Origin of the sequence: Arthrobacter jiangjiafuii, from assembly GCF_018622995.1 — a bacterium.
In the GTDB taxonomy this organism is placed as follows: domain Bacteria; phylum Actinomycetota; class Actinomycetes; order Actinomycetales; family Micrococcaceae; genus Arthrobacter_B; species Arthrobacter_B jiangjiafuii.
The window spans coordinates 1822734-1847006 of the sequence record NZ_CP076022.1 but is presented as its reverse complement, the minus strand read 5'-3'; the positions used below and the strand labels follow the sequence as shown (position 1 = coordinate 1847006).

At 65.7% G+C, this 24273-nt stretch carries 19 protein-coding genes and 1 pseudogene; 10 read left to right on the top strand and 10 right to left on the bottom strand.

The genetic code is table 11. From position 1 onward, the window contains the following. Positions 1-191: 191 nt before the first annotated feature. From KKR91_RS08740 to KKR91_RS08715, 6 genes and pseudogenes are all read left to right on the top strand, one after another. A complete protein-coding gene (locus KKR91_RS08740) occupies positions 192-899 on the top strand; it encodes a TetR/AcrR family transcriptional regulator (protein WP_210228727.1) in 708 nt (235 codons plus the stop codon). 14 nt (positions 900-913) lie between these two features. Continuing rightward, positions 914-1663, top strand: a complete 750-nt coding sequence (locus KKR91_RS08735) for an SDR family NAD(P)-dependent oxidoreductase (RefSeq protein ID WP_210228725.1) — start codon at positions 914-916, stop codon at positions 1661-1663. Positions 1664-1813: 150 nt separating this feature from the next. Continuing rightward, positions 1814-2347, top strand: a complete 534-nt coding sequence (locus KKR91_RS08730) for a GNAT family N-acetyltransferase (protein WP_237687321.1) — start codon at positions 1814-1816, stop codon at positions 2345-2347. Between the two features lie 147 nt (positions 2348-2494). Then, entirely contained in the window at positions 2495-4060 is a 1566-nt protein-coding gene (locus KKR91_RS08725) for an HNH endonuclease signature motif containing protein (RefSeq protein WP_210228721.1), read from the top strand. A gap of 74 nt (positions 4061-4134) precedes the next feature. Continuing rightward, positions 4135-4755 carry an L-threonylcarbamoyladenylate synthase gene (locus KKR91_RS08720; protein ID WP_210228718.1) on the top strand — a complete coding sequence of 207 codons (621 nt, stop codon included), beginning with the start codon at positions 4135-4137 and terminating at the stop codon, positions 4753-4755. Between the two features lie 14 nt (positions 4756-4769). Next, positions 4770-5511 (top strand): annotated as a pseudogene (locus KKR91_RS08715) (DUF72 domain-containing protein). Between the two features lie 97 nt (positions 5512-5608). Here KKR91_RS08715 and KKR91_RS08710 read toward each other — a convergent pair. Further along, positions 5609-5860 carry a maltose acetyltransferase domain-containing protein gene (locus tag KKR91_RS08710; RefSeq protein ID WP_237687320.1) on the bottom strand — a complete coding sequence of 84 codons (252 nt, stop codon included), beginning with the start codon at positions 5858-5860 and terminating at the stop codon, positions 5609-5611. A gap of 123 nt (positions 5861-5983) precedes the next feature. On the opposite strand from KKR91_RS08710, the gene KKR91_RS17030 reads away from it, so the two are divergent. Then, positions 5984-8443: an alkaline phosphatase gene (locus KKR91_RS17030; protein ID WP_237687319.1), complete on the top strand. Its 2460-nt coding sequence runs from the start codon at positions 5984-5986 to the stop codon at positions 8441-8443. A 19-nt stretch (positions 8444-8462) separates the two neighbouring features. Here the strand turns inward: KKR91_RS17030 and KKR91_RS08695 are convergent, their stop codons facing one another. The 7 genes from KKR91_RS08695 to KKR91_RS08665 all read right to left on the bottom strand — a co-directional run bounded on the left by KKR91_RS08695 (position 8463) and on the right by KKR91_RS08665 (position 17103). Next, complete coding sequence (locus tag KKR91_RS08695; RefSeq protein ID WP_210228716.1) at positions 8463-9152, bottom strand: response regulator; 690 nt, start codon at positions 9150-9152, stop codon at positions 8463-8465. Next, entirely contained in the window at positions 9149-11710 is a 2562-nt protein-coding gene (locus KKR91_RS08690) for a DUF4118 domain-containing protein (protein ID WP_210228714.1), read from the bottom strand. Before KKR91_RS08690 ends, KKR91_RS08695 begins: the two co-directional genes overlap by 4 nt. A gap of 3 nt (positions 11711-11713) precedes the next feature. Further along, positions 11714-12322 (bottom strand): potassium-transporting ATPase subunit KdpC, encoded by a 609-nt coding sequence (gene kdpC / locus KKR91_RS08685; RefSeq protein ID WP_210228712.1) that lies wholly within the window; start codon positions 12320-12322, stop codon positions 11714-11716. A 67-nt stretch (positions 12323-12389) separates the two neighbouring features. Then, positions 12390-14615 (bottom strand): potassium-transporting ATPase subunit KdpB, encoded by a 2226-nt coding sequence (kdpB, locus tag KKR91_RS08680; protein WP_210228710.1) that lies wholly within the window; start codon positions 14613-14615, stop codon positions 12390-12392. A gap of 2 nt (positions 14616-14617) precedes the next feature. Beyond that, positions 14618-16279, bottom strand: a complete 1662-nt coding sequence (gene kdpA, locus KKR91_RS08675; protein WP_210228708.1) for a potassium-transporting ATPase subunit KdpA — start codon at positions 16277-16279, stop codon at positions 14618-14620. Continuing rightward, on the bottom strand, positions 16279-16368 hold the full coding sequence (locus KKR91_RS08670; RefSeq protein WP_210228706.1) for a potassium-transporting ATPase subunit F: 90 nt from the start codon (positions 16366-16368) through the stop codon (positions 16279-16281). Before KKR91_RS08670 ends, kdpA begins: the two co-directional genes overlap by 1 nt. A 228-nt stretch (positions 16369-16596) precedes the next feature. Next, a complete protein-coding gene (locus KKR91_RS08665) occupies positions 16597-17103 on the bottom strand; it encodes a hypothetical protein (protein ID WP_210228704.1) in 507 nt (168 codons plus the stop codon). Positions 17104-17626: 523 nt separating this feature from the next. Here KKR91_RS08665 and KKR91_RS08660 point away from each other — a divergent pair. Beyond that, entirely contained in the window at positions 17627-18463 is an 837-nt protein-coding gene (locus KKR91_RS08660) for a lantibiotic dehydratase C-terminal domain-containing protein (protein ID WP_210228703.1), read from the top strand. 171 nt (positions 18464-18634) lie between these two features. Here KKR91_RS08660 and KKR91_RS08655 read toward each other — a convergent pair whose 3' ends face one another. Further along, positions 18635-20263: a ribonuclease J gene (locus KKR91_RS08655; protein ID WP_210229714.1), complete on the bottom strand. Its 1629-nt coding sequence runs from the start codon at positions 20261-20263 to the stop codon at positions 18635-18637. A gap of 548 nt (positions 20264-20811) precedes the next feature. Between KKR91_RS08655 and KKR91_RS08650 the strand changes: the two genes are divergently transcribed. Continuing rightward, complete coding sequence (locus KKR91_RS08650) at positions 20812-21537, top strand: class I SAM-dependent methyltransferase (RefSeq protein WP_210228701.1); 726 nt, start codon at positions 20812-20814, stop codon at positions 21535-21537. 5 nt (positions 21538-21542) lie between these two features. Here KKR91_RS08650 and KKR91_RS08645 read toward each other — a convergent pair whose 3' ends face one another. Beyond that, entirely contained in the window at positions 21543-23135 is a 1593-nt protein-coding gene (locus tag KKR91_RS08645; protein ID WP_210228699.1) for an ABC-F family ATP-binding cassette domain-containing protein, read from the bottom strand. A gap of 279 nt (positions 23136-23414) precedes the next feature. On the opposite strand from KKR91_RS08645, the gene KKR91_RS08640 reads away from it, so the two are divergent. Beyond that, on the top strand, positions 23415-24236 hold the full coding sequence (locus KKR91_RS08640) for an SMP-30/gluconolactonase/LRE family protein (RefSeq protein ID WP_210228697.1): 822 nt from the start codon (positions 23415-23417) through the stop codon (positions 24234-24236). Positions 24237-24273: the final 37 nt, after the last annotated feature.

The window sequence follows — 24273 nt, the reverse complement described above, 5'->3', positions numbered from 1 at the left end:
TACAACGGGTTTCTGTGTTCCACTCTTGACGGCACGGGCGCGGAGCAGTATTCATCGGCCCCGCGATCGCCGGGTGCCCGGCGATCAGCCGCACCCCGGAGACCGGCCGCCCTCCTTGACGGTGAGAACAACGTCACAGGCCTGCGCCGGAATATATCGCTGTCCTGCCACTCTAGGTATACGCTGTAAACATGACATTTCCGCCGTCGGGCCCCCAGGTGCGCGAGCCCCTTAACGCCGAAGCCATTGCCGCCTGCGCCGTGTCGCTGGCCGACGCCGGAGGGCTGGAAACCGTGTCGATGCGGCGCATCGCTGACTCCCTGGGAGTCTCCGCGATGGCCCTCTACCGGCATGTCGAAAGCCGTGAGGCCCTGCTGCTGGCGATGGCATCCCGGGTGGGCAGGCGCTCCGCCCTGCTTCCCGAGCCGCCCGCGACGTGGCAGGAAATGCTCCGCCATCTGGCGCTGGCACAGTGGGACAGTTTTACACGCCATCCGTGGCTGCTGCAGATTGTCCTGGGACCAAGCCGGCTTCTGGACATGGCTCCCACTTCCGGCCTCGAGCAGTTGCTGCGGGCGCTGCATGATGCCGGCCTGGCGGAGGACGAGTGTTTCGACTCCGTCATGGGTGTCTCGGCAGCAGTGATCGGTGCCTCCAGCCTCGCCTTGGCTGCCAATCCCGGCCCGGGGCGCCACCACCCCACCCGGCCCAACGCCGTCGTGCCCCTTGACGCCGGCGACGGCGCTCCGGCAGGCACCCTGGCCGCCCGGTTCCGGGAGCGCGGCATCACCATTGATGCCTCCCGCCAGTCGCTGGACTTTGCCGTGGACACCATCCTGCGCGGCCTCCAGGCGCGCATTTCCGATAATGTCCGGACGCAGCACCCGACGTCCGGTTGAGAGAAAGAAGAACCGTGAAGCTGAACAACAAGACCGCGATCATCACCGGCGGTGCCGGCGGCATCGGCCAGGGCATCGTCCGCCACTTCCTCTCTGAGGGGGCCAAAGTTGTCGTTGTGGACATCGACCAGGCCCAGGGCGACAAGCTAGTGGCCGATCTGTCGGACCGCGGCGAATTGATCTTCATCCGCAAGGACATTTCACTGCCGGAGAGTGCTGCGGAAATCGTTGCCGAAACCGTCGCCCGCTTCGGTGGCCTGGACATCCTGGTGAACAACGCCCACGCATCGAAGCAGGCTCCGATCCTGGAAACCACTCCGGAAATCTGGAACCTGTCCTTCGGCACCGGCACCATGGCCACGCTGTACCTGATGCAGGCAGCCCATCCGGAACTGAAGAAGACCCGCGGCAGCATCATCAACTTCGGTTCCGGCGCCGGCATCAAGGGCCTGCCGAACCAGGTCGCCTATGCAGCAGCCAAGGAAGCCATCCGCGCCATCAGCCGCACTGCTGCCAACGAATGGGCAGCGGACGGCATCCGCGTGAACGTCGTCAGTCCCATCGCGCTGACGCCTGGCATTGTGCAGTGGAGCAAGGCCTTCCCTGAGGCATACCAGGAAGTTGTCGACGGTGTGCCGCTGGGACGCCTGGGCGATCCTGAAACCGACATTGCTCCGATCGTGGCCTTCCTGGCCAGCGACGAGTCCCGCTACCTGACCGGCCAGACGCTGATGGCCGACGGCGGCAGCATCAAGCTCTACTAGTTCCCCCCCCCGTTCCCCTGGCTTCCTTGCCAGCACCGGTTCCGGCGTTTCGGCTGGGACCGGTGTTGTGGGCCTGTGCGGGCGCCTGGAGTCTGCATGGTGTGGAAGGGTGTGCCTATGGAAACCGCCGTCGAAATTCCGTCATGGCCAGTGCCTGACCCCCGCCATGCCGGCGTGCTGCTGCGCCGGTTTCACGATGACGACGCCGCGATGGCCATGGAACTTTCCACGGATCCCTATGTTCCGACGATCGGCACGCTTCCTCTCCGGGCGTCACGGGAGGAAGCTCTGGCTTGGGTGGAACGGCAGCGTCAGCACCACGTCCGCGGGACGGGATTCTCGTTTTCCATCGCCGAGGCCCGGACGGATCGATCGGTGGGACAGATCGGGTTCTGGACGCGTGAGTTGGGCCAGGGGCGTGCGCAGGCAGGGTACGGCGTGGTCGCCAGTGCCCGTGGTCAGCGCTTTGCCGCCTCGGCATTGCTGGCCCTCTTGGAGTTTGCCTGGACCATCCCTGAGCTCCACCGGGTTGAGCTCTACATTGAGCCGTGGAATCTTGCCTCCGTTCGTAGTGCCGACTATGCCGGGTTTCACCGTGAAGGGCTCCTCCGCAGCCATCAGGAAATCGCCGGAGAGCGGCGGGACATGCTGCTGTATGCCGCCGTTAGGGACCGCTCGGAGTAAGGCTGCGGGACCGCAGGTAACGACGCCGGAGGGCAGGTAATCGCTGCAGAAAGACGGGTATCGGTCGGGCCCGGAAAGGGGCTGTTTTGGCCTGTTTCGGGCTCTTTTCGGGCCGGAAATGTCAGAGGCAGATGAAAGCCTTAAGACATGGAAGAGGACAGCAGGTTTCCCGGCACCAACGCGGGCGGCGACGACGGCGGTCGTGTCGCGGGCGGTGGTGCGGCGGACGGTGGTGCGGTGGGTGAGGCTGCCGCGGCGCGCAGCCGGTCGGTTTTCGATGCTGGCCTGGATTCCTTCACCGGCTCTCTGGTCCTGCAGGGTGTCGAGGTCCTGGATCAGGACCAGGCCGGGGTGGTGTTGACGCGGCTGGATCAGCTGGGCCGGTGGGTGCAGGCGCAGCAGGCGAAAGTCCTGCACCGGATCGAGGGTATCTTCCGGGACGAGATGTTCTTTGCATCAGGGAAACTTGAGCCGGGTTTGGCGTTCAGTCTCGCCGCCGAGGAAGCCGCGACCATCCTCGGGATTCCCACGGGGACCGCGGCGATGCGGATGAACGAAGCCGGTACGCTTTGCGAAACTCACACCGCCACACTGGTGAAGCTCGAGTCCGGGGCGCTGAGCTACGGACACGTGCAGACGGTGCTGGATCAGTCGCAGAACATTCCCGCCGCTGAACTGCCGGGTTTTGAGGCGGAGCTGTTGGGTGTGGCGGTTGCGGGGCAGACGGGTTCCCAGTTTCGGGTCAAGGCCCGGCGGCTGCGGGAGAGCAAGTATCCGGAGACGATTCAGAAGCGGCAGCGCACGGCGTTTGAGAAGCGCCGTGTGGTGCTGGATCCGGGCTGTGACGGGATGTCCTGGCTCTCTGCGTCGTTGCCCGCGGAGAAGGCGCAAGCGATCTTCACTCAGCTTTCGAAGGCGGCCCGGGGTGAGCGGTCCGCCGGGGACCCGCGGATGGTGGATCAGTTGCGGGCAGACATTCTCGAGGATCTGCTGCTGGACCGTGGTGGCCGGGATACCTCGTGCGGACCATCCTGTGGTGAGAAGGGGGTTGGCGGCAGGAAGACTGGCAGCGGGACGACCGGCGGCAAGACAATCGGGCGGACCACCCGTAACAGGGCAAGGGCCCGCGCGCGGACCGAGATCCTGGTGCTGATTAATGCGGAAACCCTCTTCGGCGCCGACGAGCAGCCCGCGGAACTGCACGGTTACGGACCCATCAGCCCGGAAACCGCCCGCCGGATGGCTCGGGAGGCAGCGAAATGGACTCCGGTCGAGCGGGATCCGGTGACCGACGAGATCCTGCGGGTTGGTCGAAGGCGGAAAGTCCCCGCCGGGCTGCAGCGCTGGTTGCGGGCCAGGGATGGCACCTGCCGTTTCCCGGGCTGCCGGTCGAATGCTGTGATTTCCGAGATTGACCACACCCGGCCGTGGGCGCAGGGCGGGGCAACCGATCACGACAATCTCGAGCACCTCTGCCGGCGGCACCACATGTTCAAAACCGAAGGGTTCTGGAAGGCCTGCCAACCGGCAGCCGGAATTATCGAGTGGACCTCACCCGGCGGGCGGACCTACCGCACCGAACCGCACCTCACCTACAACTCGGAGACCTACAATTCGGAGCCTCCCGGAGAATTCAAGCCACCGATGTCGAACCCGGTCGGTTCAGGCGCAGCGGATCCCGATGATTACAGCGGAGATCCTCCACCCTTCTGACCGTTCGTCCGGCCGGGGTCCTGCACCAACCCCCGGGCCATATGGAAACAGCACCGCGGCGGTAAGCTCAAGACATGGCTCGCTACTTTGATATTCACCCGGAAAACCCGCAGCAACGCACCATTGGGCAGGTTGCCGCGATCCTGCGCTCCGGCGGGCTGATCGCCTACCCCACGGATTCCTGCTACGCCTTGGGGGCCCAGCTGAGCAACAAGGACGCCTTGGATCGGATCCGGTCCATTCGCCATTTGGACGACAAGCACCACTTCACCCTGATGTGCAGCGATTTCGCGCAGCTCGGACAGTTCGTACAGATGGACAACAACATTTTCCGCAGCATCAAGGCCGTCACTCCGGGCAGCTACACCTTTATCCTCCCGGCAGTGAAAGACGTGCCCCGCTGGCTGTCACAGCCAAAGAAAAAGACAGTGGGCGTGCGGATCCCCGAGAACAAGGTGGTTCAGGCGCTGCTGGCCGAACTCGGCGAGCCGATGATCTCCAGCACCCTGCTGCTGCCGGGCGAAGAGGACCCGCTGACTGATGGCTGGGAAATCAAGGAACGCCTCGATCATCAGGTGGACGCCGTGCTCGATTCAGGCTTCTGCGGCCCCGATCTCACCACGGTCATCGACTACTCCAGCGGCGAAGCCGAAATCGTGCGCCGCGGAACCGGCGATACCTCCCGGTTCGAGTAAACCCGGGCGGAACCGTGGCATTCCACATCGGCACCTCCGGTTGGAGCTACAACCACTGGCGCAACGTGCTGTATCCGCCGGGGGCTTCCGAACCGGAGGTGGCTGGAAACCTACGCTGCGGAATTCGACACCGTGGAGTACAACGGAAGCTTCTACCGCTGGCCACGGGAGCCGGCCTTCGCGGCTTACCCGGAGCGGCTGCCGGAGCACTACCGGTTCTCGGTGAAGGCGCCCCGCGGACTGACCCACGCCCGCAAACTGCGTGAGCCGGAGGAATGGATCGGGCGCATCAGCCGCTGCTGGAATGAGCTGGGCGACAAAGCCGGGGTCCTGATCGTGCAGCTGCCGCCGGATATGGAACGCGACGACGCGCGGCTGGACTACTTCCTGGCCACACTCCCCCGCGGGATCAAGACCGCCGTCGAGTTCCGTCATCCCAGCTGGGAAACCCAGGACGTCTACGACCTCCTGGCCCGGCACGACACCGCCTACACCGTCATGAGCGGTGCCCATCTGCCCTGCAACCTCGTAGCCACCGCATCGTTCGTCTATGTCCGTATGCACGGACCGGACCATGAGCACCTCTACGCGGGTTCTTACAGCGACGCAGATCTGCGCTGGTGGGCCGAGAGGATCCGTGAATGGCAGTCCCACGCCAAGGACATCTATGTGTATTTCAACAACGACGGCGAGGGGCATGCCGTCCGCAATGCGCGGACACTGCGCACGCTGCTGGACCAGGAGCCGGACGGCTAGAGGTCCTTCACAACGCGCACCGGATTTCCCACGACCACCACGTTTGCCGGTACGCCCCGGGCGACAACGGCACCGGCGCCGATGACCGAGTTTCGCCCTACGGTGAGTTGTTGCCGATGGCGATCGGCTTCGCCGCCTCCAGCTTGTCCCGCCGATACAGCGGCGCTCTGATTTCGCTGTCCTCACCCAGTCCGATAAGCAGCTCGCGGAGTATCCCTGCCGCCCCGCTGCGGTCCTGCGCCCAGATCCGGTTGTACCGGTCAGCCAGACCGATCGCCCGAAGACTGTCACGGGCCAGCTCAGGATCGTCGGCTATATGGAGGTTTGGATTGGAGACGACGCCGGGCAAGGTCGCACTCCACGGTTGACACCCCTGAGACGGGTGCAGACTGTGGGGCCCACGGAGGACGCCCGGGGGTGCCCAAACGGCCAGGACACTGCTGGCCGCATCGCACTCTGAAGGGATTCCACTGTGAAACAGACAATCACGGGCAACACCCTGCGGGCGGTGACGACGGCGGCAATTGCCGCCGTCGTCGTCGTATCGGGAACTGGACCGGTCACCGGCATGCAGCAGGCCGGCCGGCACCCGGCTACCCTCACACACGAGAACGCGGAAGGCGGGGGCGGAGGGCAGGACGACGACTCCCCCGCGGCCCGAAACGTGATCCTGATGGTCGGGGACGGTATGGGCCCGGGGCAGCGCGAACTGATCCGGCTGGCCCTGGTGGGACTGACCGGCGAACTGGCGATGGACTCGCTGCCCGCCGTCGGCCGTGCGCATACGAACTCAGCGGATCCGGGGACCTTCGTGACGGATTCGGCGGCCGCAGCCACTTCCATGGCTACCGGGGTAAAGACCTACAACGGGGCCGTAGGCGTGGACCTCAATCAGCAACCCGTCACCTCCGCACTGGAAGTGGCGGAACAGCTGGGCATGTCCACCGGTCTGGTGACCACGAGCAACGTCACCGACGCGACGCCGGCGGCCTTCGGATCCCATGTGCTGGACCGGGATGAGCAGAGCGCGATCGCCCGCCAGTTCCTGGAGAGCAGCCGGCCCGAGGTGATCCTCGGCGGCGGTGAGGACTACTGGTATCCGGCCGGGAACCCGGGCAAGTATCCCGATAATCCCACTGAGGATCCCACTGAGCAGAGTGCCGGCACGGAGGGAAACCTGGTGGAGCAGGCCCAGTCCCTGGGTTATGAATACGTATGGGACCGCGAGGGACTGCTGTCGGCGGAAGGACCGCAGGTGCTGGGACTGTTCGCCAACCAGGAGATGTTCCAATACGGCGAAGGGACCCAGGAGCAGTACGCCCCGACCGTTCCGCTGACGGACATGACAGCCAAGGCACTGGAAATCCTCAGTGGCGGGGCTGGGGATTCCGGTGATGCCGGAGATACCGGAGTTGCCGACGCAGCCCGCCACGGCGGAGGAAATCCCGGGAACGGCGGCGGGGAAAACGGAACAGCCGGCGAGGGCTTCTTCCTGATGGTGGAGGAAGAAGGCATCGATGCCTTCAGTCACGTCAACAATGCCCAGCTCACCATTGATTCCGGTATTGAGTTTGACCGTTCGGTGGCACTGGCCAAGGAATTCGCAGAGCAGGACGGCGATACCCTGCTGATCGTGGTCGGCGATCACCAGACCGGCGGCCTGACCATCGAATCGGTAGATACGCCCGAACCCGGGGAAGAACCGGATGAATCCGGCGACGGCCAGTCCGCAGAGGACGGACCGCTGCCCGTGGCCAACTCCACCCAGCAGTTCATGGTCGACTGGACCACCGACGGCCACACGGCTTTGGATGTGCCCCTGACAGCAACCGGACCGGGTTCGGAACTGCTGACCGGGGTTTATGAGAACACGCACATCTTCGACGTGATGGTGCAGCTGATGCGGGCCGGCGCAGGTGACGGCGAAGGCGGTGATGGCAACGGACATGGCCACGGCAACGGCCACGGCAACGGCAACGGACATGGCCACGGAGATGGCGTGTGGCAGGGCAATATGAACCGCTTTGACCTGCAGTCACACCGGGGCGGGCGCGGCGAATACACGGAGGAATCCCTCACCGCCTTTGCCCGCTCCCTGGAACTGGGGGTCACCACTCTGGAGCTGGATACACATCTGACCGAGGACGGCAGGGTGGTGGTGTGGCATGACGACACGATCATGCCCCAGAAATGCCGGGACACCGCGCCGGCGACCACGGCCGACCCCGAGTTTCCCTATGTAGGTGACCGGGTGGCCGACCTGACCCTGGCACAGGTCGCGACACTGGACTGCGGCTTCCAGCAGCTGCCGGGCTACCCCGAGCAGCAAGTGGTGCAGGGCAACCGGATTGCCGAACTCCGGGATGTCTATGCACTCGCCGATAGCTACGACGCACGGAAGATCCGGTTCAATGTGGAAACCAAAGTCGAAGATGGGCTGGAAGGCGGTCCGGGTATGGAGGCCCTGGTCCGGGCCGTGGTCGCGGAAGTGGAGGCTCCCGGACGGGAGCACCGCACCACGATCCAGTCTTTTGACTGGTCCGCTTTGAACCTGGTCGCCGAGATCGCGCCGCAGCTGACACTCGTGGCGCTGGCCGAGGACGCCGTTGCCCTGCAGGTGGGCCAGCCGGGGGCAGCACCCCAGCTGGGCGGCATCGACATCGACGATTACAACGGTTCGGTGGCGCTGGCTGCCGCGGCGGCGGGGTACGACGTCCTCTCCCCCATTGCCACGACGGTGACGCCTGAGCTGATCCGGCAGGCGCATGATGCAGGGCTCAAAGTCATCCCCTGGACGGTGAACGAGGAGGCCGACATGAACACGCTGATCGAACTGGGCGTGGACGGCATCATCACCGACTACCCGAGCAGGCTGCGGTCGGTCATGGAGGAACGCGGGATGAAGCTCCCGCGGGCCTACAGCCTTTCCTAACTACAGCCTCTCGTAGCGGCTACCGGGCCTGCCCGGCAGGTACGAAGCGGTACCCCATGCCGTGTTCGGTGACGAAGTGCACCGGCGCGGCTGGGTCCGCTTCGAGCTTGCGCCGCAGCTGCCCCATATAGAGGCGGAGGTAGCCGGTGTCGGTGGTGCCTGGACCCCAGACATCGGCCAGCAGCGAGGGCTGGCTGATCAGCCGGCCCGGATGCTGGAGCAGTGCCTCCATCAGCCGCCATTCGGTGGGTGTCAGGTGGATGGCTGAGCCGTCGGAAACCCGGGCCACCGCCTTGGCAGCCAGGTCCACCCGGACATCTCCAAAGAGCACTTCGCTCTGTTCCGGAGCGACAGGGGTGCGGCGGGTCAGGGCGCGGATCCGGGCCATCAGTTCCTCGGTGGAAAAGGGCTTGGTGACGTAATCGTCTGCACCGAGGTCCAGTGCGCGGACCTTGTCGGCGGAGTCGGTCCGGCCGGAGATGACCAGGATCGGCGCCCGGCTCCAGCCCCGCACGGCCTCGATAACCTCCATCCCGCTGAGCCGGGGCATGCCCAGATCCAGCACGATCAGGTCCGGATGGGCCTCCACGGCCTTGCGGACCGCTGCAGCGCCGTCGGCCGCGGTGACCACGTCGTAGCCGTAGGCGGAGAGAGTGATCCGCAGGGCGCGGAGGATCTGGACGTCGTCGTCGGCCACCAGGATCTTCACGGTGTTCCTGCCGTCACGGGTGCCCCGGCAGCGACGGGCAGCGACAGCACCATGGTCAGGCCGCCGCCGGGGGTGTCCTCGGTTTCCAGCGTTCCCATCATTCCCTCCATGAAGCCCTTGGCCAGGGCGAGTCCCAGGCCCAGGCCGGTCAGGTTGTCCGTGTCCCCCAGGCGCTGGAACGGCACAAAAACATCCTGCAGGCGTTCCGGAGCAATTCCCGGCCCACAGTCTATGACCCGCACTTCCACGCGGCCGGCAAACGCGCTGGCGGCCAGCACCACTTTGCTTCCCGGCGGGGAGAACCGGACGGCGTTCGCCAGCAGGTTCACCAGGACGCGCTGCAGCAGTACGGAATCGGCCAGTACCGGCGGCAGGTCCGCCGGAATCTCCAGCTCCACTTCGGCCGGGCCCAGATTGAGTTCTTCCAGGGCGGGCAGCACTGCTTCGGCGGTTTCCAGCGGGGCCAGGCTGATGCCCAGCACCCCGGCCTGCAGCCGGCTGACGTCCAGCAGGCTCGTGACCAGGTCCGAGAGCGTGGCCAGGGATTCCTCAGCGGTGGCCAGCAGCTCACTGCGGTCCTGCTCGCTCCACTGCACATCGGGCGCGCGCAGCCCGGTGACTGCCGCTGTGGCGGCGGTGAGCGGACGGCGCAGGTCGTGCCCGACGGCGGCCAGCAGGGCGGTGCGGACTTTGTCGGTGGCGGCGAGGGAACCCAGCCCTTCGGCGGTTTGGGTGAGGTCGCCAAAGTCCATGGCCGCCTCGAGCTGTGCCGTGATGACTGCCAGCAGCCGGCGGTCCGCCGCCTCCAGGTCGCGGCCGTACAGTTCCAGCTCGGCCCGGTCACCGACCGGCAGGCGCGTCGGCTTAGCGCCCGCATTCCCCGCCGGCCCATTGCCGGCAGATCCGGCCGGTTCGTTGTCGCCAGTTCCGGCCGGCGGACGCGTGCCCGCAGCGGCCAGCTCCACGCCGTCGGCCAGCAGGCGCACGGACGTGAGGTTGAACGCTTCCCGGGTACGGCTCACGAGGGCGGCCAGCGCGTCCTCGCCGCGCAGCACGTTGCCGGCCACTGAAGCGAGCAGCTCCGATTCGGCGGCGGCGCGCCGGGCGGTGCGGGACCGCCGGGCCGCGCGGTCCACCACAAAGCTCACCAGCACGGCGTTGACGATATACAGGATCAGGGCCAGCGCATGCTCGGGGGTGGCAACGGTGACGGTGTAGAGGGGTTGGATGAAGAAATAGTCCAGGGTGATCCCGGAGAGCAGGGCGGCAAACAATGCCGGCCAGATGCCGCCGGCCAGCGCCACCAGGATGACCAGCAACTGGTAGCTGAGGACGTCTCCGGTGATGGAGGACGGCGTGCTCATCGCCACCAGGAACCAGGTCAGCAGGGGTCCGCCGGCCAGGGCCAGGGCCATGCCCCAGAGCCGGCGGCGCATCGTCAGCGCGCCGCCGAGCCGGGGCAGCACTGCCCGGCCGCCGGCAGCGGCATGGTTGACGATGTGCACGTCGATGTCCCCGGACTCGCGCACCACGGTCGCCCCAATGCCGGGACCGGTCAGCAGCGCCGCCAGCCGGGGCCGCCGGCTGACGCCGATGACCAGCTGGGTGGCGTTCACCCCGCGGGCAAAGTCCACCAGGGCATGCGGAACGTCCCCGCCCACCACCTGGTGGAACGTGCCGCCGAGCTTCTCCACCAGGGCCCGCTGGGCCGAGAGCTCGCCGGGATGGGCGTCCCGCAGCCCGTCGGGACTGGTCACATGCACGGCCAGCAGCTCGCCGCCAGCGGACCGGGCGGCGATCCGCGCGCCCCGGCGCAGCAGGGTCTGTCCCTCGGGGCCGCCGGTCAGCGTGACCACCACCCGTTCCCGGGCTTCCCACTTGTTGGAGATCCCGTTTTCGGCCCGGTAGCGCTTGAGGGAGCTGTCCACCTCGTCGGCCAGCCACAGCAGCGCCAGTTCCCGGAGGGCGGTCAGGTTTCCCAGCCGGAAATAGTTCGACAGCGCCGCGTCCACCCGCCCCGAGGGATAGATGATGCCCTGCGAGAGCCGCCCGCGCAGCAGTTGCGGGGCAATGTCCACCAGCTCCACCTGGTCGGCCGCCCGGAGCACCGAGTCCGGCACCGTTTCCCGCTGCACGGTACCGGTGATCTGCTCGATGACGTCGTTCAGGGATTCAATGTGCTGGATGTTCACCGTGGACAGGACGTTGATGCCGGCGTCGAGCAGTGCCTGCACATCCTGCCAGCGCTTCGCGTGGGCCAGGCCGGGGGCGTTGGTGTGAGCCAGCTCGTCCACCAGCGCGTAGTCCGGCCTCCGGTCCAGGACCCCGGCCAGGTCCAGCTCGGACAGGACCAGTCCGCGGTGGTCCACCACAACCGGTGGCACCGTTTCCAGGCCCTCGGCCATGGCGGCCGTGGCGGCGCGGCCGTGGGTTTCCACCACCGCCACCGCCACGTCATATCCCTCGCTGCGGAGCCTGCGCCCCTCTTCGAGCATGGTGTACGTCTTGCCGACTCCGGGCGCAGCGCCCAGGAATACCCGGAGTTGTCCTCGTGTCATCTCCTAAGTGTCCAGCTCCGAGAGCGCAAAGTTCAGCTTCAACACGTTGACCACGGGCTCGCCCAGCACTCCCCCGGCCCGGCCCTGGACAGCTGATTCGACCAGGGCGAGCACCTCGTCCGGGTCCAGCCCGCGCTCGGCGGCCACCCGGTTCACCTGGAGCCGGGCGTATGCGGGGCTGATGTGGGGATCCAGGCCCGACGACGACGCAGTCACGGCGTCCGCGGGCACCTCATCCGGGCTGACCCCCTCCAATTCAGCAACCGCCGAACGTCGTTCCTCGATGGCCGCCGCCAGGTCGGGGTTGGTGGGGCCGAGGTTGGAGCCGCTGGAGGCACCGCCGTCGTATCCGTCACCGGCAGCGGAGGGCCGGGACTGGAACCACTGGGGCAGGGCGGCGCCGTTGTCATCGGTGAAGTCCTGGCCGATCAGGGCCGAACCGACGGTGGTTCCGTCAGCGGACACTGGGGACCCATTGGCCTGGGAATTTGCCACCGCCTGCCCGATGCCGGTGACTGCCAGCGGATAGACGATGCCCAGGGCCAGGGTCAGGACAGCGACAGCGCGGATGGCCACTCCCAACTGCCGGGCGGAGGTGCGTGCGGTACTCATGATGCTGCTCCATGGTTGAGGGAATTAGTCGGTTGGTTGGTTGGATTTCCTGCGTGCGGCTGCTGCATCAGAACCCCGGAATCAGGGACACGGCGAGGTCGATGAGCTTGATCCCGATGAAGGGTGCCACCACCCCGCCCACACCGAAGACCAGCAGGTTCCGGGTCAGGATCCCGGAGGCGTTCGCCGCGCGGTACTTCACGCCGCGCAGTGCCAGCGGAATCAACGCGATGATCACCAGTGCGTTGAAGATCACCGCGGAGAGGATGGCCGAGGCCGGCGAGTGCAGGTCCATGACGTTCAGGACGGCCAGTCCCGGAAACACGCCCATGAACATGGCGGGAATGATCGCGAAGTACTTGGCCACGTCATTGGCGATCGAGAACGTGGTCAGGGCGCCGCGGGTGATCAGCAGCTGCTTGCCGATCCGGACAATGTCGATCAGCTTGGTGGGATCCGAATCCAGGTCCACCATGTTGCCGGCTTCCTTCGCGGCGGACGTTCCGGTATTCATGGCCACGCCGACGTCGGCCTGCGCCAGTGCCGGGGCGTCGTTGGTGCCGTCCCCGGTCATGGCGACCAGCTGGCCGCTGGCCTGTTCCCTGCGGATCAGGGCCATCTTGTCCTCCGGGGTGGCTTCGGCCAGGAAATCATCCACACCGGCCTCGGCGGCGATCGCCTTGGCGGTGCGCGGATTGTCTCCGGTGATCATGACCGTGCGGATGCCCATCAGGCGCAGCTGGGCGAAGCGTTCCTTCAGCCCGTCCTTGACCACGTCCTTCAGGTGCACGACGCCGAGAATCCGGCTGCCGCCGTCGGCGTCGCGGACCGCAACCACCAGCGGGGTGCCGCCACCGGCAGAGATCTTATCCACCTGGTAGGTCAGGTCGGCCAGGACATCCACCTCGATACCGCCGCTTTCCGAGCACCAGTCCAGGACGGCCGACCCGGCGCCCTTGCGGATCTGGGACCCGTCCGCAGAGTCCAGTCCGCTCATCCGGGTCTGGGCGGTGAACGGGACGCTGACGGCGTCGGCGTCCTTGACGGGCATCGACTGGCCGGCACCGTTCCCGGCCAGCATTCCGGCGGCGAGGTCCACGATGGACTTGCCTTCCGGCGTCGGATCCTCGGCCGAGGACAGGACGGCGGCCCGGATGAGTTCGTTCCGGTCCTCCCCGGCCACCGGGATGAAGGCGGCAGCCTGCCGGTTGCCGTAGGTGATGGTGCCGGTCTTATCCAGCAGCAGGGTGGTGACGTCCCCGGCGGCCTCGACGGCGCGGCCGGACATGGCCAGCACATTGTGCTGGACCAGCCGGTCCATGCCGGCGATGCCGATGGCCGAGAGCAGCGCCCCGATGGTGGTGGGGATCAGGCAGACCAGCAGCGCCACCAGGACGGGAATGCTGACGGCGGCACCGGCGTAGCCGGCCAGCGGGTTCAGCGTCACGACCACCACCAGGAAGATCAGCGACAGGGTGGCCAGCAGGATGTCCAGGGCGATCTCGTTCGGCGTTTTCTGCCGGGCTGCCCCTTCCACCAGGCGGATCATCCGGTCCACAAAGGTTTCTCCGGGCTTGCTGGTGATACGCACGACGATGCGGTCCGAGAGGACCCGGGTGCCGCCGGTGACGGCCGAGCGGTCGCCGCCGGATTCGCGGACCACCGGGGCGGATTCGCCGGTGATGGCTGATTCGTCCACGGAGGCAATGCCGTCGATGATGTCGCCGTCGCCGGGAATGATCCCGCCGGCGGTGACCACTACGACGTCGTCGAGCACCAGGTCAGCGGAGGCCACTTCCTCGACCGTGGCGCGGGAGGCCGAGGGGTCCCCGGCCGGGTCATAGCCGGCCACGCGCCGGGCGGGGGTGGTGGTGCGGGTGGCACGCAGCGAGGCGGCCTGCGCCTTGCCTCGGCCTTCGGCTACGGCTTCGGCGAGGTTGGCGAAGATGACGGTCAGCCAGAGCCAGGCTGCGATCAGCCAGGTAAAGGCACCCGGGACGGCGCTGCCGCCGGAGGTCCCGGCGCCGCCGGTGAAGGATTCCACCACGGCAATGGCGGTAATCAGCGCCGCCCCGACCTCCACGATGAACATCACCGGGGTGTGCCACATGACGCGGGGATCGAGCTTGCGCAGCGCGCCGGGGAATGCGGCAGTCAGCTGCGCGGCGGAAAAGCCGCTGCCGGATGTCCGCTCTGGCGCATCGGGTCCGTGGGAGTTGGGGCCGTCACCGGACGGCTCGGAGGCCGTTCCGCCGATTTGGTTGGGATGGGAGTGTTTTGTCACTGTGGACATGGTCAGAGCAACCCTTCCGCCAGGGGACCCAGCGTGAGTACGGGAAAGAAGGTCAGGGCAGTCACGATGACGGTGACGCCGCACAGCATGACTACTGCCTGCGGGCGGTGTGTCGGCAGTGTTCCGGCGGAGACCGGGACGCGGTCCTGGGCGGCGAGTGAGCCGGCCAGCGCCAACACGAAGATCATCGGCAGGAACCGGCCCAGCAGCATCGCCAGGCCCAGGGCGGTGTTCAGCCACGGCGTGTTGGCGGTCAGCCCGGCGAACGCCGAGCCGTTGTTGTTGGCCGCGGATGTGAAGGCGTAGAGCACTTCGCTGAAGCCGTGCAGGCCGGGATTGAGGATAGAGGTGTCCTGCACATCCTCGCGGATGCCCGGAACAGCAAAGCTCAGTGCCGTTCCGGCCAGGACGAGGGTGGGCATGGTCAGCAGATAGAGGCTGGCCAGCTTGATTTCGCGCGGGCCGATCTTCTTGCCGAGGTATTCCGGCGTGCGTCCGACCAGCAGGCCGGCGATGAAGGAGGTCACCAGGGCCAGGATCAGCATGCCGTAGAGGCCCGAGCCCACGCCGCCGGGTGCAACTTCGCCGAGCATCATGTTGAGCATGGCCATCATCCCGCCCAGCGGACTGAAGCTGTCATGCATGGAGTTCACAGCCCCGGTGGAGGTGGCGGTGCTGGTGGTGGCGAACAACGTGGAGCCGGCAATGCCGAAGCGCTGCTCCTTGCCTTCCATGGAGCCCGCGCCGCCGGAGGCTGCGGAGAATTCCAGTGCCGTCATGATTGCGGTCGAAACGGTGAAGATCACGCCCATCGCGGCCAGGATGGCATAGCCCTGCTTCCGGTCGCCCAGCATGGTGCCGAAGGTGCGAGGCAGGCTGAACGGAATGGCGAGCATCAGCACAATCTGGACCAGGTTCGTCCAGGCCGAGGGGTTTTCGAACGGATGGGAGGAGTTCGCATTGAAGAACCCGCCGCCGTTGGTGCCCAGGAGCTTGATGGCCTCCTGTGAGGCCACCGGACCGCCCGGGAGGGTCTGCATGCCGCCGCTGAGAGTCACCACTTCGGTGAAGCCGCTGAAGTTCTGGATCACCCCGCCAATCAGCAGCACCAGCGCGCCGAGGAACGCGCCCGGAAGGAGCAGGCGCAGCACCGAGCGGGTCATGTCGGTCCAGAAGTTGCCGATCGTGTCTTCCCTGCGCGCCGCGAAAGCCCGCACCAGGGCCATTGCAACGGCCAGGCCGACGGCGGCGGAGAGGAAGTTCTGCACCGCCAGTCCGGCGAGTTGCACCGCGTAGCCCATGGTTACTTCCGGTGAATAGGACTGCCAGTTGGTGTTGGCGACGAACGAAGCAGCGGTGTTGAAGGCGAGCCCCTGTGGCACCGGCGGCAGGCCCAGAGAGCCCGGCAGCAGGTGCTGGGTGCGCTGCAGCGCGTACAGGAGCAGCATGCCGACGGCGGAGAAGGCCAGGACGCTGCGCAGGTACGACTGCCAGGACTGCCGGGAACCGGAGTTGACGCCGATGACGCGGTAGAAACCCCGCTCAATGGCGAGATCCTTGGTGGAGGTATAGAAACGGGCCATGTAATCGCCCAGGGGGCGGTGGAGCGCCGCCAGCAGCAGGGCAACAATGAGGAAAGAGGCCACTGCGGGCCAGACCCCCATCAGAACCGCTCCGGCCGGATCAATGCCACCAACAGGTAGAAGGCGGCTGCCGCTGCCAAGGCCAGGGCCAGGAAATCGAAGAAGATCACAGCTTCTCCACCGCCCGGATGCTCAGGAACAATGCGGCAAAAAACGCCGCAATGCCCAGCACGAATACTGCATCTTGCAAGGGGACCCCCAAGGATCAAATCGTTCTCAAACCACCGGACAGGCGGCATGGGCGCATGTTGCGCCTTGACGATTAGAGCCCTTGTCAGGGGTGCTGTTCCGGATCCTTACGGATTCCTAACGGTCCCGGGGCCGACCATAACGGAAACTCAGCGCGGGGAGCGGATTTTGATGCAGGGACACAGCACATTTCCGCCCGAGGTGGGAGCGGGGCATTCCCGGCAAAAGGTCATTTGCTCAAAGAGACGGTCCAGGAATTCCGGGAGCGTTCCCATTTCGCAACGGTCATCCTGCAGAGTCAGGAGCGGCGGGGTTGGATGGACCTGCTCGGCATCCAGTTCATGCGTTCCCAGGGCATCCGCCAGCAAACTCAGGATCTTTGCCTCGGCGTGCGGGCTCATAGTGCGCCTTTTGGTCACGATGCCCGCGACCTGACAAGTCTGGACGCCCCAATGAAGCAGCTCGAACCGGCAGGCCGACCGGGCCACGACGATTTCGACGGCATAGAGGGGCGGTCCGTCGGTCCAGGACACGGCGATGCCGGAGCTCGCAAAGTCCTGTGACGGTGCAATCTGAAACTCAACCCCGCCGAAAGAACTGCTGAGGTCGCTGCTGAGAAATGCAGCGGCGTCCGGAACCCATGAGCCTGCTGTCATCCGGTTTTCACCGATCGAACCTGAGTCGACGGCGGCCTGGTTGGCGTGTGATTACACTTGCTTTGTTTGGGCAATTGACCTCTCGATCTTTGAGTTATTCCCTCCGGGAAAGCTGGCGCATCCGGCTGCGACGCATCCATTGGGAGCATATAACAAGGTGGCAAGGGCTTGGCCGTCCTTGACCTTCCCACCCATCCACAAGGAATCCTGGGAAGCGGTGGTGCCTCATCCAAGAACCCGGCAGCCGAGCACACGTGGATTACTTTGGCAATTTGTTTCACAATCTTCACCTGATTGCAGTCGTAAATCAGCCGTATCTGTCGAATGCGTGTGACGCTGATTACAGCGGAAAGGTTATCCATCGCCGGCAACGTCAGCGGCAGATCCGCCCAAAGTTGGGAGAACGATGAGTCAGTTGATTGCCCGCACCGGTTCCAGGCGGCTAAACGACGAAACCGTGTGGTGCTTGCTGACGATTCAGCCTGAAACGAGGGAACTCTGTGACGCGGTGGTTTGTCGTATTGTGACGCCGCTCGCTGCGCAGGCCCAGGTCTGGGGTGCCGAACGGTGGGCGTATACCCGCTCCTTAAACCTGGCTGCGCCATCCGTAAATTTCGGCGCCCTTGCTCCGCCGGCCGCTTTTGACCGCCTGCGGTCATTCGCCCAGGCGCTGGTTGACCAGTCCCATGGGGAGATGGGTGCGATCGTCATTTCCGACCATCCGCCTGCTCCCCCTCCCACCCGCTGGGGAAAGACGACCGACACACCAGGTTTTGAGGCTGCGCTGGCCAAATACGGCGGAGTGGAGGGCCTTCACCTGGCAGCGGAAATCTGCGAGGTGTCCTCCGCCCTTGCCGCCTGGGCGCTGTCCCGCTTTCCCGCCGTCAACAGCCGTGCCACTCTGGCGTCGCTGCTGCTCTTTGATACCTGCCACGCAATGATGTCCGGGCCGCATTCGGCCGGTTGGCCTGACCGCAGAGGCATCTCCTGGGACTACTACTGGGACAGCCACCTGCGCAGGAGTACCGGGCACTTCGGCCCGCAGGCTGCACAAAGACGCGAGGCCCTTATCACCCGTCTGGCTCCCCGGACCGTTTCTGCCCACCGTCTGATGGCGGCAACCGCTTCGGAACCGGCGGTGGAAAACTGGCGGAAAAAGTGGTCCCGGGCCATCGACGCATACTTGTACCGCGCGGACAAGGAACGAGTCAGTCGAAGTGCCCAGCAGCTGACCATGTATCAGAGCAGCGAGCTGCTCAACCGCCTTGGCTTTGCGGTACCGGACGAGGCCACCCTTGGCCTCTATGCCCGCTCCTGGAGCAAAGACCGGGAGGCCGACCTGCTCCAGGAGCGTCCGTAGCGCCCGCAGCCTCGTATTATTGGCGTCGCTCAGCCGTTCCGCACTGCCTGGCTGTCCATGAAAAGAAGAGGCACAAAAAGGAGGAGCCGACGTCGTACTTCCGACGTCGGCTCCTCCCTGTGCGGCTGCGGGGCTATCCCCCGGCAGCCGCTCTAGCCATGCACGGGTGCTTTAGGCATCCACAACAATGGCGGTGACAGCCGGGGTGCGGTTGTAGAAGCGGCGCATCCAGTTGGCGGTGGCGCGCTCAATGATGGCCTCGGGGTCTTCCTTGCGGCCGCGGCCGGACGCTGCATCATTGATCGCCTTTTCGACGACGGCCTCGGCCTTCTTGACATCGCTGTCGCTGCAGGCGAAGCCCTTGATGAAGAACTCCGGCGGCTCGGCAACCGTGTTGGTGTCCGGATCGATGAGGGCCAGGACCACAACGGAGCCCTGTTCGGAGAGCTGCAGGCGCTCCTTGAGGTCATCCTCGGTGGTGTGGCCGACGCTGTCGCCGTCCACGAAGACCAGGCCCACGGGGATCTTGCCGGAAATCGAAGCCCGGCCGCGGCGCAGGTCAACGGTCACGCCGTCTTCTGCAATGACGACGTCGCGCGGGTCCATGCCCGTGGCGACGGCGATCGCTGCGTTGGCCCTCAGATGGCGCCATTCGCCGTGGACCGGCATAACGTTGCGCGGCTTGACGATGTTGTAGCAGTAGGCCAGTTCACCGGCGCTGGCGTGGCCGGAGACATGGACCTTGGCGTTGCCCTTGTGGACCACGTTGGCGCCCAGCTGCGTCAGGGCGTTGATGACGCCGTAGATGGCGTTCTCGTTGCCCGGGATCAGCGAGCTGGCCAGCAGCACGGTGTCGTTTTCCTGGATGCGGATCGGGTGGTCCTTGTTGGCCATGCGGGACAGCGCGGCCAGCGGCTCGCCCTGCGAACCGGTGCAGATCAGTACCACCTTGGGATCATCGGAGCGCTGGAGCGCCTTGAAGTCCACCAGGAGGCCCTTGGGGATATTCAGGTAGCCCAGTTCCTCGGCGATGGTCATGTTCCGGATCATCGACCGGCCCACGAAGGCAACCTTGCGCTTGTAGCGGTCGGCGGCGTCGATGACCTGCTGGATGCGGTGGATGTGGCTGGCGAAGCTGGAGACGATGATCCGGCGCGGCGCGGTGCGGAACACCTGGTCGATGGCGGGAGCAAGTTCCTTTTCGGAAGCCATGAAGCCCGGAACGTCGGCGTTGGTGGAGTCGGTGAGGAACAGGTCCACGCCTTCGGCGCCAAGGCGGGCGAAACCGGCCAGGTCGGTGATGCGGCGGTCCAGCGGGAACTGGTCCATCTTGAAGTCACCGGTGTGCAGGACCATGCCGGCCGGGGTGCGGATGGCGACGGCGAGGCTGTCAGGGATGGAGTGGTTGACGGCCACGAATTCGAGGTCGAATCCGCCCATGGTGCGGCGGTCGCCTTCCTTGACCTGGATCAGCTTCGGGGTGATGCGGTGTTCCTTGAGCTTGGCTTCAATAAACGCCAGGGTCAGCTTGGAGCCGATCAGGGGAATGTCCGCACGCTCGCGCAGCAGGTAGGGAATGCCGCCGATGTGGTCCTCGTGGCCGTGGGTCAGTACGACGCCCACGACGTCGTGCAGGCGGTCACGGATGTAGGAGAAGTCGGGCAGGATCAGGTTGACGCCGGGGTGGATTTCCTCGGGGAAAAGCACACCGCAGTCAACGATCAGCAGCTTGCCGTCGAATTCGAAGACGGTCATGTTCCTGCCGATTTCGCCAATGCCGCCCAGCGCAACGATGCGCATGGTTCCTTTGGCGAGTTCCCGGGGGGCTTTTAGTGCGGCAGCTGTTCTATTCACGGATGAAGTTTCTTTCGTCGGGTACGGATTTACTACGGGGGTGCTGCAGCTTTTCGCCGCTGCACCAGGAGGTCAAGGGTCCGTTCCGGAGCCGACTCCCCCGGACCCGCGCGCAGATACGCGCATCCTGGGCCACCGGGCTGCCACCGCTTTGATCCCCTTTGGATGCTTCAGCGGCGTCGAGCCCACACGGGCAGAGTCGTCCAAAACCTATGGACATCCCTTATTCTCTCATTTTCTTGCCCTATTACCGCATTTGCCTCCCTGAGCCTGCAGATTCAGGGCCTGCAGCCGCCTCATTGTGGGTCATTTCACGGCGGGTGGAGGGCTTTACGACGACGGCCGGCAGTTCACGACGACGGCGGTGGCTGCGCCGCCGCAGCCATGATGAGGCGGACCCCTGCAGGCGGCCGGGCCGTAACATGTAGGGGCAACACCGGGCCCGGCGGAAGCATCAACACCGTGCGTCGACTCTGGAACGAAACGAGGGAACCATGCACGACCATCCACACGACGACGTTCCGACCCACAGTTTCGACAGACAGTATTGGGAGCAGCACTGGGAACAGGCTCCCTCGGAGGTGACCCCGGCGGCGACCCCGGCGGCTGAAGCAGCAGTGGCAGGCAGTGTGCCGAATCCCTACCTTGTCCGGGCGGCGGCGGCATTGGCCCCGGGCACCGCACTGGATGCCGGCTGTGGAACGGGTGCCGAGGCAGTGTGGTTGGCCGGCCGCGGCTGGCACGTCACCGGAGCCGACATTTCGGACACGGCGCTGGCCCAGGCCGCTGAACGCGCCGTCGGACAGGCTGTCCCGGGAGGCCGGATCAGCTGGATCCAGGCCGACCTGGTGTCCTGGGAGCCGGGCCGGCGGTTCGACCTCGTCATCACCAACTACGCCCACCCCGCGATGCCGCAGCTGGCGTTCTACGAGCGGATCCTGGACTGGGTGGCTCCCGGGGGAACGCTGCTGATTGTCGGACACGGCACCGGACACGAGGCTCACGGCGGCGGACACGAGGCAGCCCTAACCGGCTCCGACGAGGGCAGCGGGCATCCCCCGGCGGAGGCCACCGTCACCCTGGGCGACATCCAGCGCATCCTCGACCCGGAGGACTGGGCCATCCAGGTTGCGCAGGAGCAGGACCGCACCCTCACCGGACCGGACGGACGCGCCCATGTCCTGGCCGACGTCGTTGTGCAGGCAACCCGCAGGCCCTGAAACTGCTAGGCGACCCGGAGGTCGATCTCGCCGGGGGCCGCGCCGTCGGCGCCGAACACCAGATGCCGGTTGGCGATCTTGTCGGTGAAGAAGCGGTCATGGCTGACCACCACCACGGCTCCCGGGAAGTGCAGCAGCGCCCGTTCCATCACCTGGGTGCTGGAAAGGTCAAGGTGGTTGGTGGGCTCATCGAGCAGCAGTACGGAGGCGCCGGACAGCAGGCACTGGGCCATTGCCACGCGGGCTTTCTGGCCACCGGAGAGATTGCCGATCTTCTGCTTCAGGTCCGCTTCGGAGAACTGGAACATGGTCAGGAACCGGTTGACCGACTTCTTGGTGGCAGTCAGGGCCAGGGAATCAGGCATCGCGTTGACGGCGTGGGTGACGGTGTCGGCGTCGTCGAGCTCTGCCAGGACCTGGTTGTAGGAGACCATCCTGGCCCCGTTCGCCCAGGCGACCTTGCCGGCGTCGGCCTTCTCCTCACCCGTCAGGACGCGCAGCAGCGTGGTCTTGCCGCTGCCGTTCGAGCCCAGGACCACCAGGCGGTCACCGCGCCGGATCTCGAAGCTCAATCCGCTGAACAGGGTCTTCTCGCCGTAGGACTTTTCCAGCGACTCCACCCGGCACAGGTTGTCCTTGACGTGCAGGCCGCCGTAGATCTCGGTAATAATCTGGTCCACGGGCCGCGGGGCGCGGGCCTTCTTGATCTTGGCGAGCTTGCCGTCCAGGGCACCGCTGCCAGCCTTGGCTGCCTCGCGCCGGTCCGAAATGCCCTCGGCTTCGAAGGCGAGCAGCTCGGACTCATGCACAAACTGGGACTCCAGCGCCTTAAGCCGGAACTGCTTCTGGATCACGTATTCGGCGAAGTTCCCGGGGTATTCATGCAGGTGGTAGTTCTCCACCTCGATGATGCGGGTCACCACGGCGTCCAGGAACTTCCGGTCGTGGGAGACGACGACGGCGGCGCCGCGGAAGTCGCGGAACCAGGTTTCCAGCCACTCCACGCCGGCCACGTCAAGGTAGTTGGTGGGCTCATCGAGCAGCAGAACGTCCGGAGCCTCGAGCAGGATCTTGGCCAGGGCCGCACGGTTGCGCCAGCCGCCGGAGAGGGCGTCGATGGGGCAGACGCGGTGCGCTTCGCTGAACCCGAGGGTGGTCAGCGCTGCGTCGATGCGGCGTGGATAGTCCCAGCCGTCGAGCCGGTCCATGGCCTCGAACAGTTCAGCCTGCCGGTTGATCAGCTTATCCAGCACCTTGGGCTCCGGATCCGCGGCGATGGTCTCGTCTATGGAGGCCAGTTCGGCTTCGACGGCCTTGATTTCGACGAACAGGGCGTCAAGCACCTCGGTGATCGTCGACTCCCCGTTCAGCTCGGAGAACTGCGAGAAGTAGCCGATCTTCAGGCCCTGATCCAGGGTGACAGTGCCGGAATCGGGAACAACCTGTTCAAGGATCAGCTTCAGCAGTGTTGACTTGCCCGAACCGTTCTTGCCGATCAGCCCCACCCGGTCCTTCGGTTCCAGGCGGAAGAAGGCCTCGCGCAGGATCGGTGTCTTGTCGAAGCCGACGTTGACGTCCTGCAGCCGGATCAGGCTCATACGGGGTGTCCTCTGTGTTGATGTGAATGCTGTGTTGATGTCAATGCTGTGGCGAATCAGTGCCGTACAGAAATGTTCCGGCCTGGAAACGTGCCGGCGTGCAATGGTGCCGGCCAGCCACTCATCTTATCCGCTGCCCGCCGCCGCTCCGTTCCGTCGAAAACCGCCAACCCTGTTCCCGGACGCGGTGGCAGTTGCATACTGAAACCGCAGGAAATACCCGAACACTCCGGGTCCAACCCGGAAACCCCGCTTCTGCACAGGAAAGAGGTGCCCGCGATGACTGAGGCGACAACATTGCTCACCGGCCTCGGAATGGGTGAGTCAGCCCGCTGGCATGGTGGTGAACTGTACTTCGCCGACTGGATTGCAGGCACCATTTCGGCGTTGGATAGCGCGGGAAACGTTCGGCGCGTGGCATCTGTTCCAACGTTTCCCATCGCTTTTGACTGGCTGCCGGACGGCCGGATGACCGTGGTCTCCGGAGCCGATGCCACCGTCCTGCTCGAGGTGCCGAACGCCGGTTTGGTTCCGGTGGCGGATTTACGCGGCATTTCCGAGTTCCCGTGGAATGAGATCGCCGTCCATCCCTCGGGCAACGTCTATGTGAACGGCATCGGCTACGACTACTCCGGTGAACCGGCGGACAACGGTGTTATCGCCGTCATCCGCACCGACGGAACCATCGAGAAGGTGGCCGACGGGCTGGCCTTCCCCAACGGCATGCTCGTCTCGGAGGACGGCAGCACCCTGGTGGTGGCGGAGTCCAATGCCGGACGCCTGACCTCGTTCCAGGTGCGCGACGACGGCGGGCTGGAACCCGGGCAGCTCTGGGCCGGGGTGGCGGGCAGCGCGCCGGACGGCATTTGCTGGGACGGAACCGGCGGGATCTGGTTTGCCGAAGTGCCCGGGGAACGTTGTGTCCGGGTTGACCAGGGCGGCACGGTGCTGGACACGGTGGAGCTGGAACAGGGCTGCTTTTCCTGCGCGGCAGGGGGCGACGACGGTGGCCTGCTGTTCATGATGACGGCGCAGTGGCCCGAGGTCATGGACCCTGCCGCCGAACATACCGGACGGGTGATGGCGCAGCGGGTGAGGTAACCGGCATACCGTGTTATCCGCCGCTGTTACGCTTTGA

What these genes read in the sequence shown, in the direction of transcription:
- KKR91_RS08665 (WP_210228704.1), bottom strand. Translation starts at nt 17,103, where the DNA reads ATGACAGCAGGCTCATGGGTTCCGGACGCCGCTGCATTTCTCAGCAGC.
- KKR91_RS08740 (WP_210228727.1), top strand. Translation starts at nt 192, where the DNA reads ATGACATTTCCGCCGTCGGGCCCCCAGGTGCGCGAGCCCCTTAACGCC.
- KKR91_RS08720 (WP_210228718.1), top strand. Translation starts at nt 4,135, where the DNA reads ATGGCTCGCTACTTTGATATTCACCCGGAAAACCCGCAGCAACGCACC.
- kdpA (WP_210228708.1), bottom strand. Translation starts at nt 16,279, where the DNA reads ATGGGGGTCTGGCCCGCAGTGGCCTCTTTCCTCATTGTTGCCCTGCTG.
- KKR91_RS08640 (WP_210228697.1), top strand. Translation starts at nt 23,415, where the DNA reads ATGACTGAGGCGACAACATTGCTCACCGGCCTCGGAATGGGTGAGTCA.
- KKR91_RS08690 (WP_210228714.1), bottom strand. Translation starts at nt 11,710, where the DNA reads ATGACACGAGGACAACTCCGGGTATTCCTGGGCGCTGCGCCCGGAGTC.
- kdpC (WP_210228712.1), bottom strand. Translation starts at nt 12,322, where the DNA reads ATGAGTACCGCACGCACCTCCGCCCGGCAGTTGGGAGTGGCCATCCGC.
- KKR91_RS08650 (WP_210228701.1), top strand. Translation starts at nt 20,812, where the DNA reads ATGCACGACCATCCACACGACGACGTTCCGACCCACAGTTTCGACAGA.
- KKR91_RS08645 (WP_210228699.1), bottom strand. Translation starts at nt 23,135, where the DNA reads ATGAGCCTGATCCGGCTGCAGGACGTCAACGTCGGCTTCGACAAGACA.
- KKR91_RS08655 (WP_210229714.1), bottom strand. Translation starts at nt 20,263, where the DNA reads ATGCGCATCGTTGCGCTGGGCGGCATTGGCGAAATCGGCAGGAACATG.
- KKR91_RS08725 (WP_210228721.1), top strand. Translation starts at nt 2,495, where the DNA reads ATGGAAGAGGACAGCAGGTTTCCCGGCACCAACGCGGGCGGCGACGAC.
- kdpB (WP_210228710.1), bottom strand. Translation starts at nt 14,615, where the DNA reads ATGTCCACAGTGACAAAACACTCCCATCCCAACCAAATCGGCGGAACG.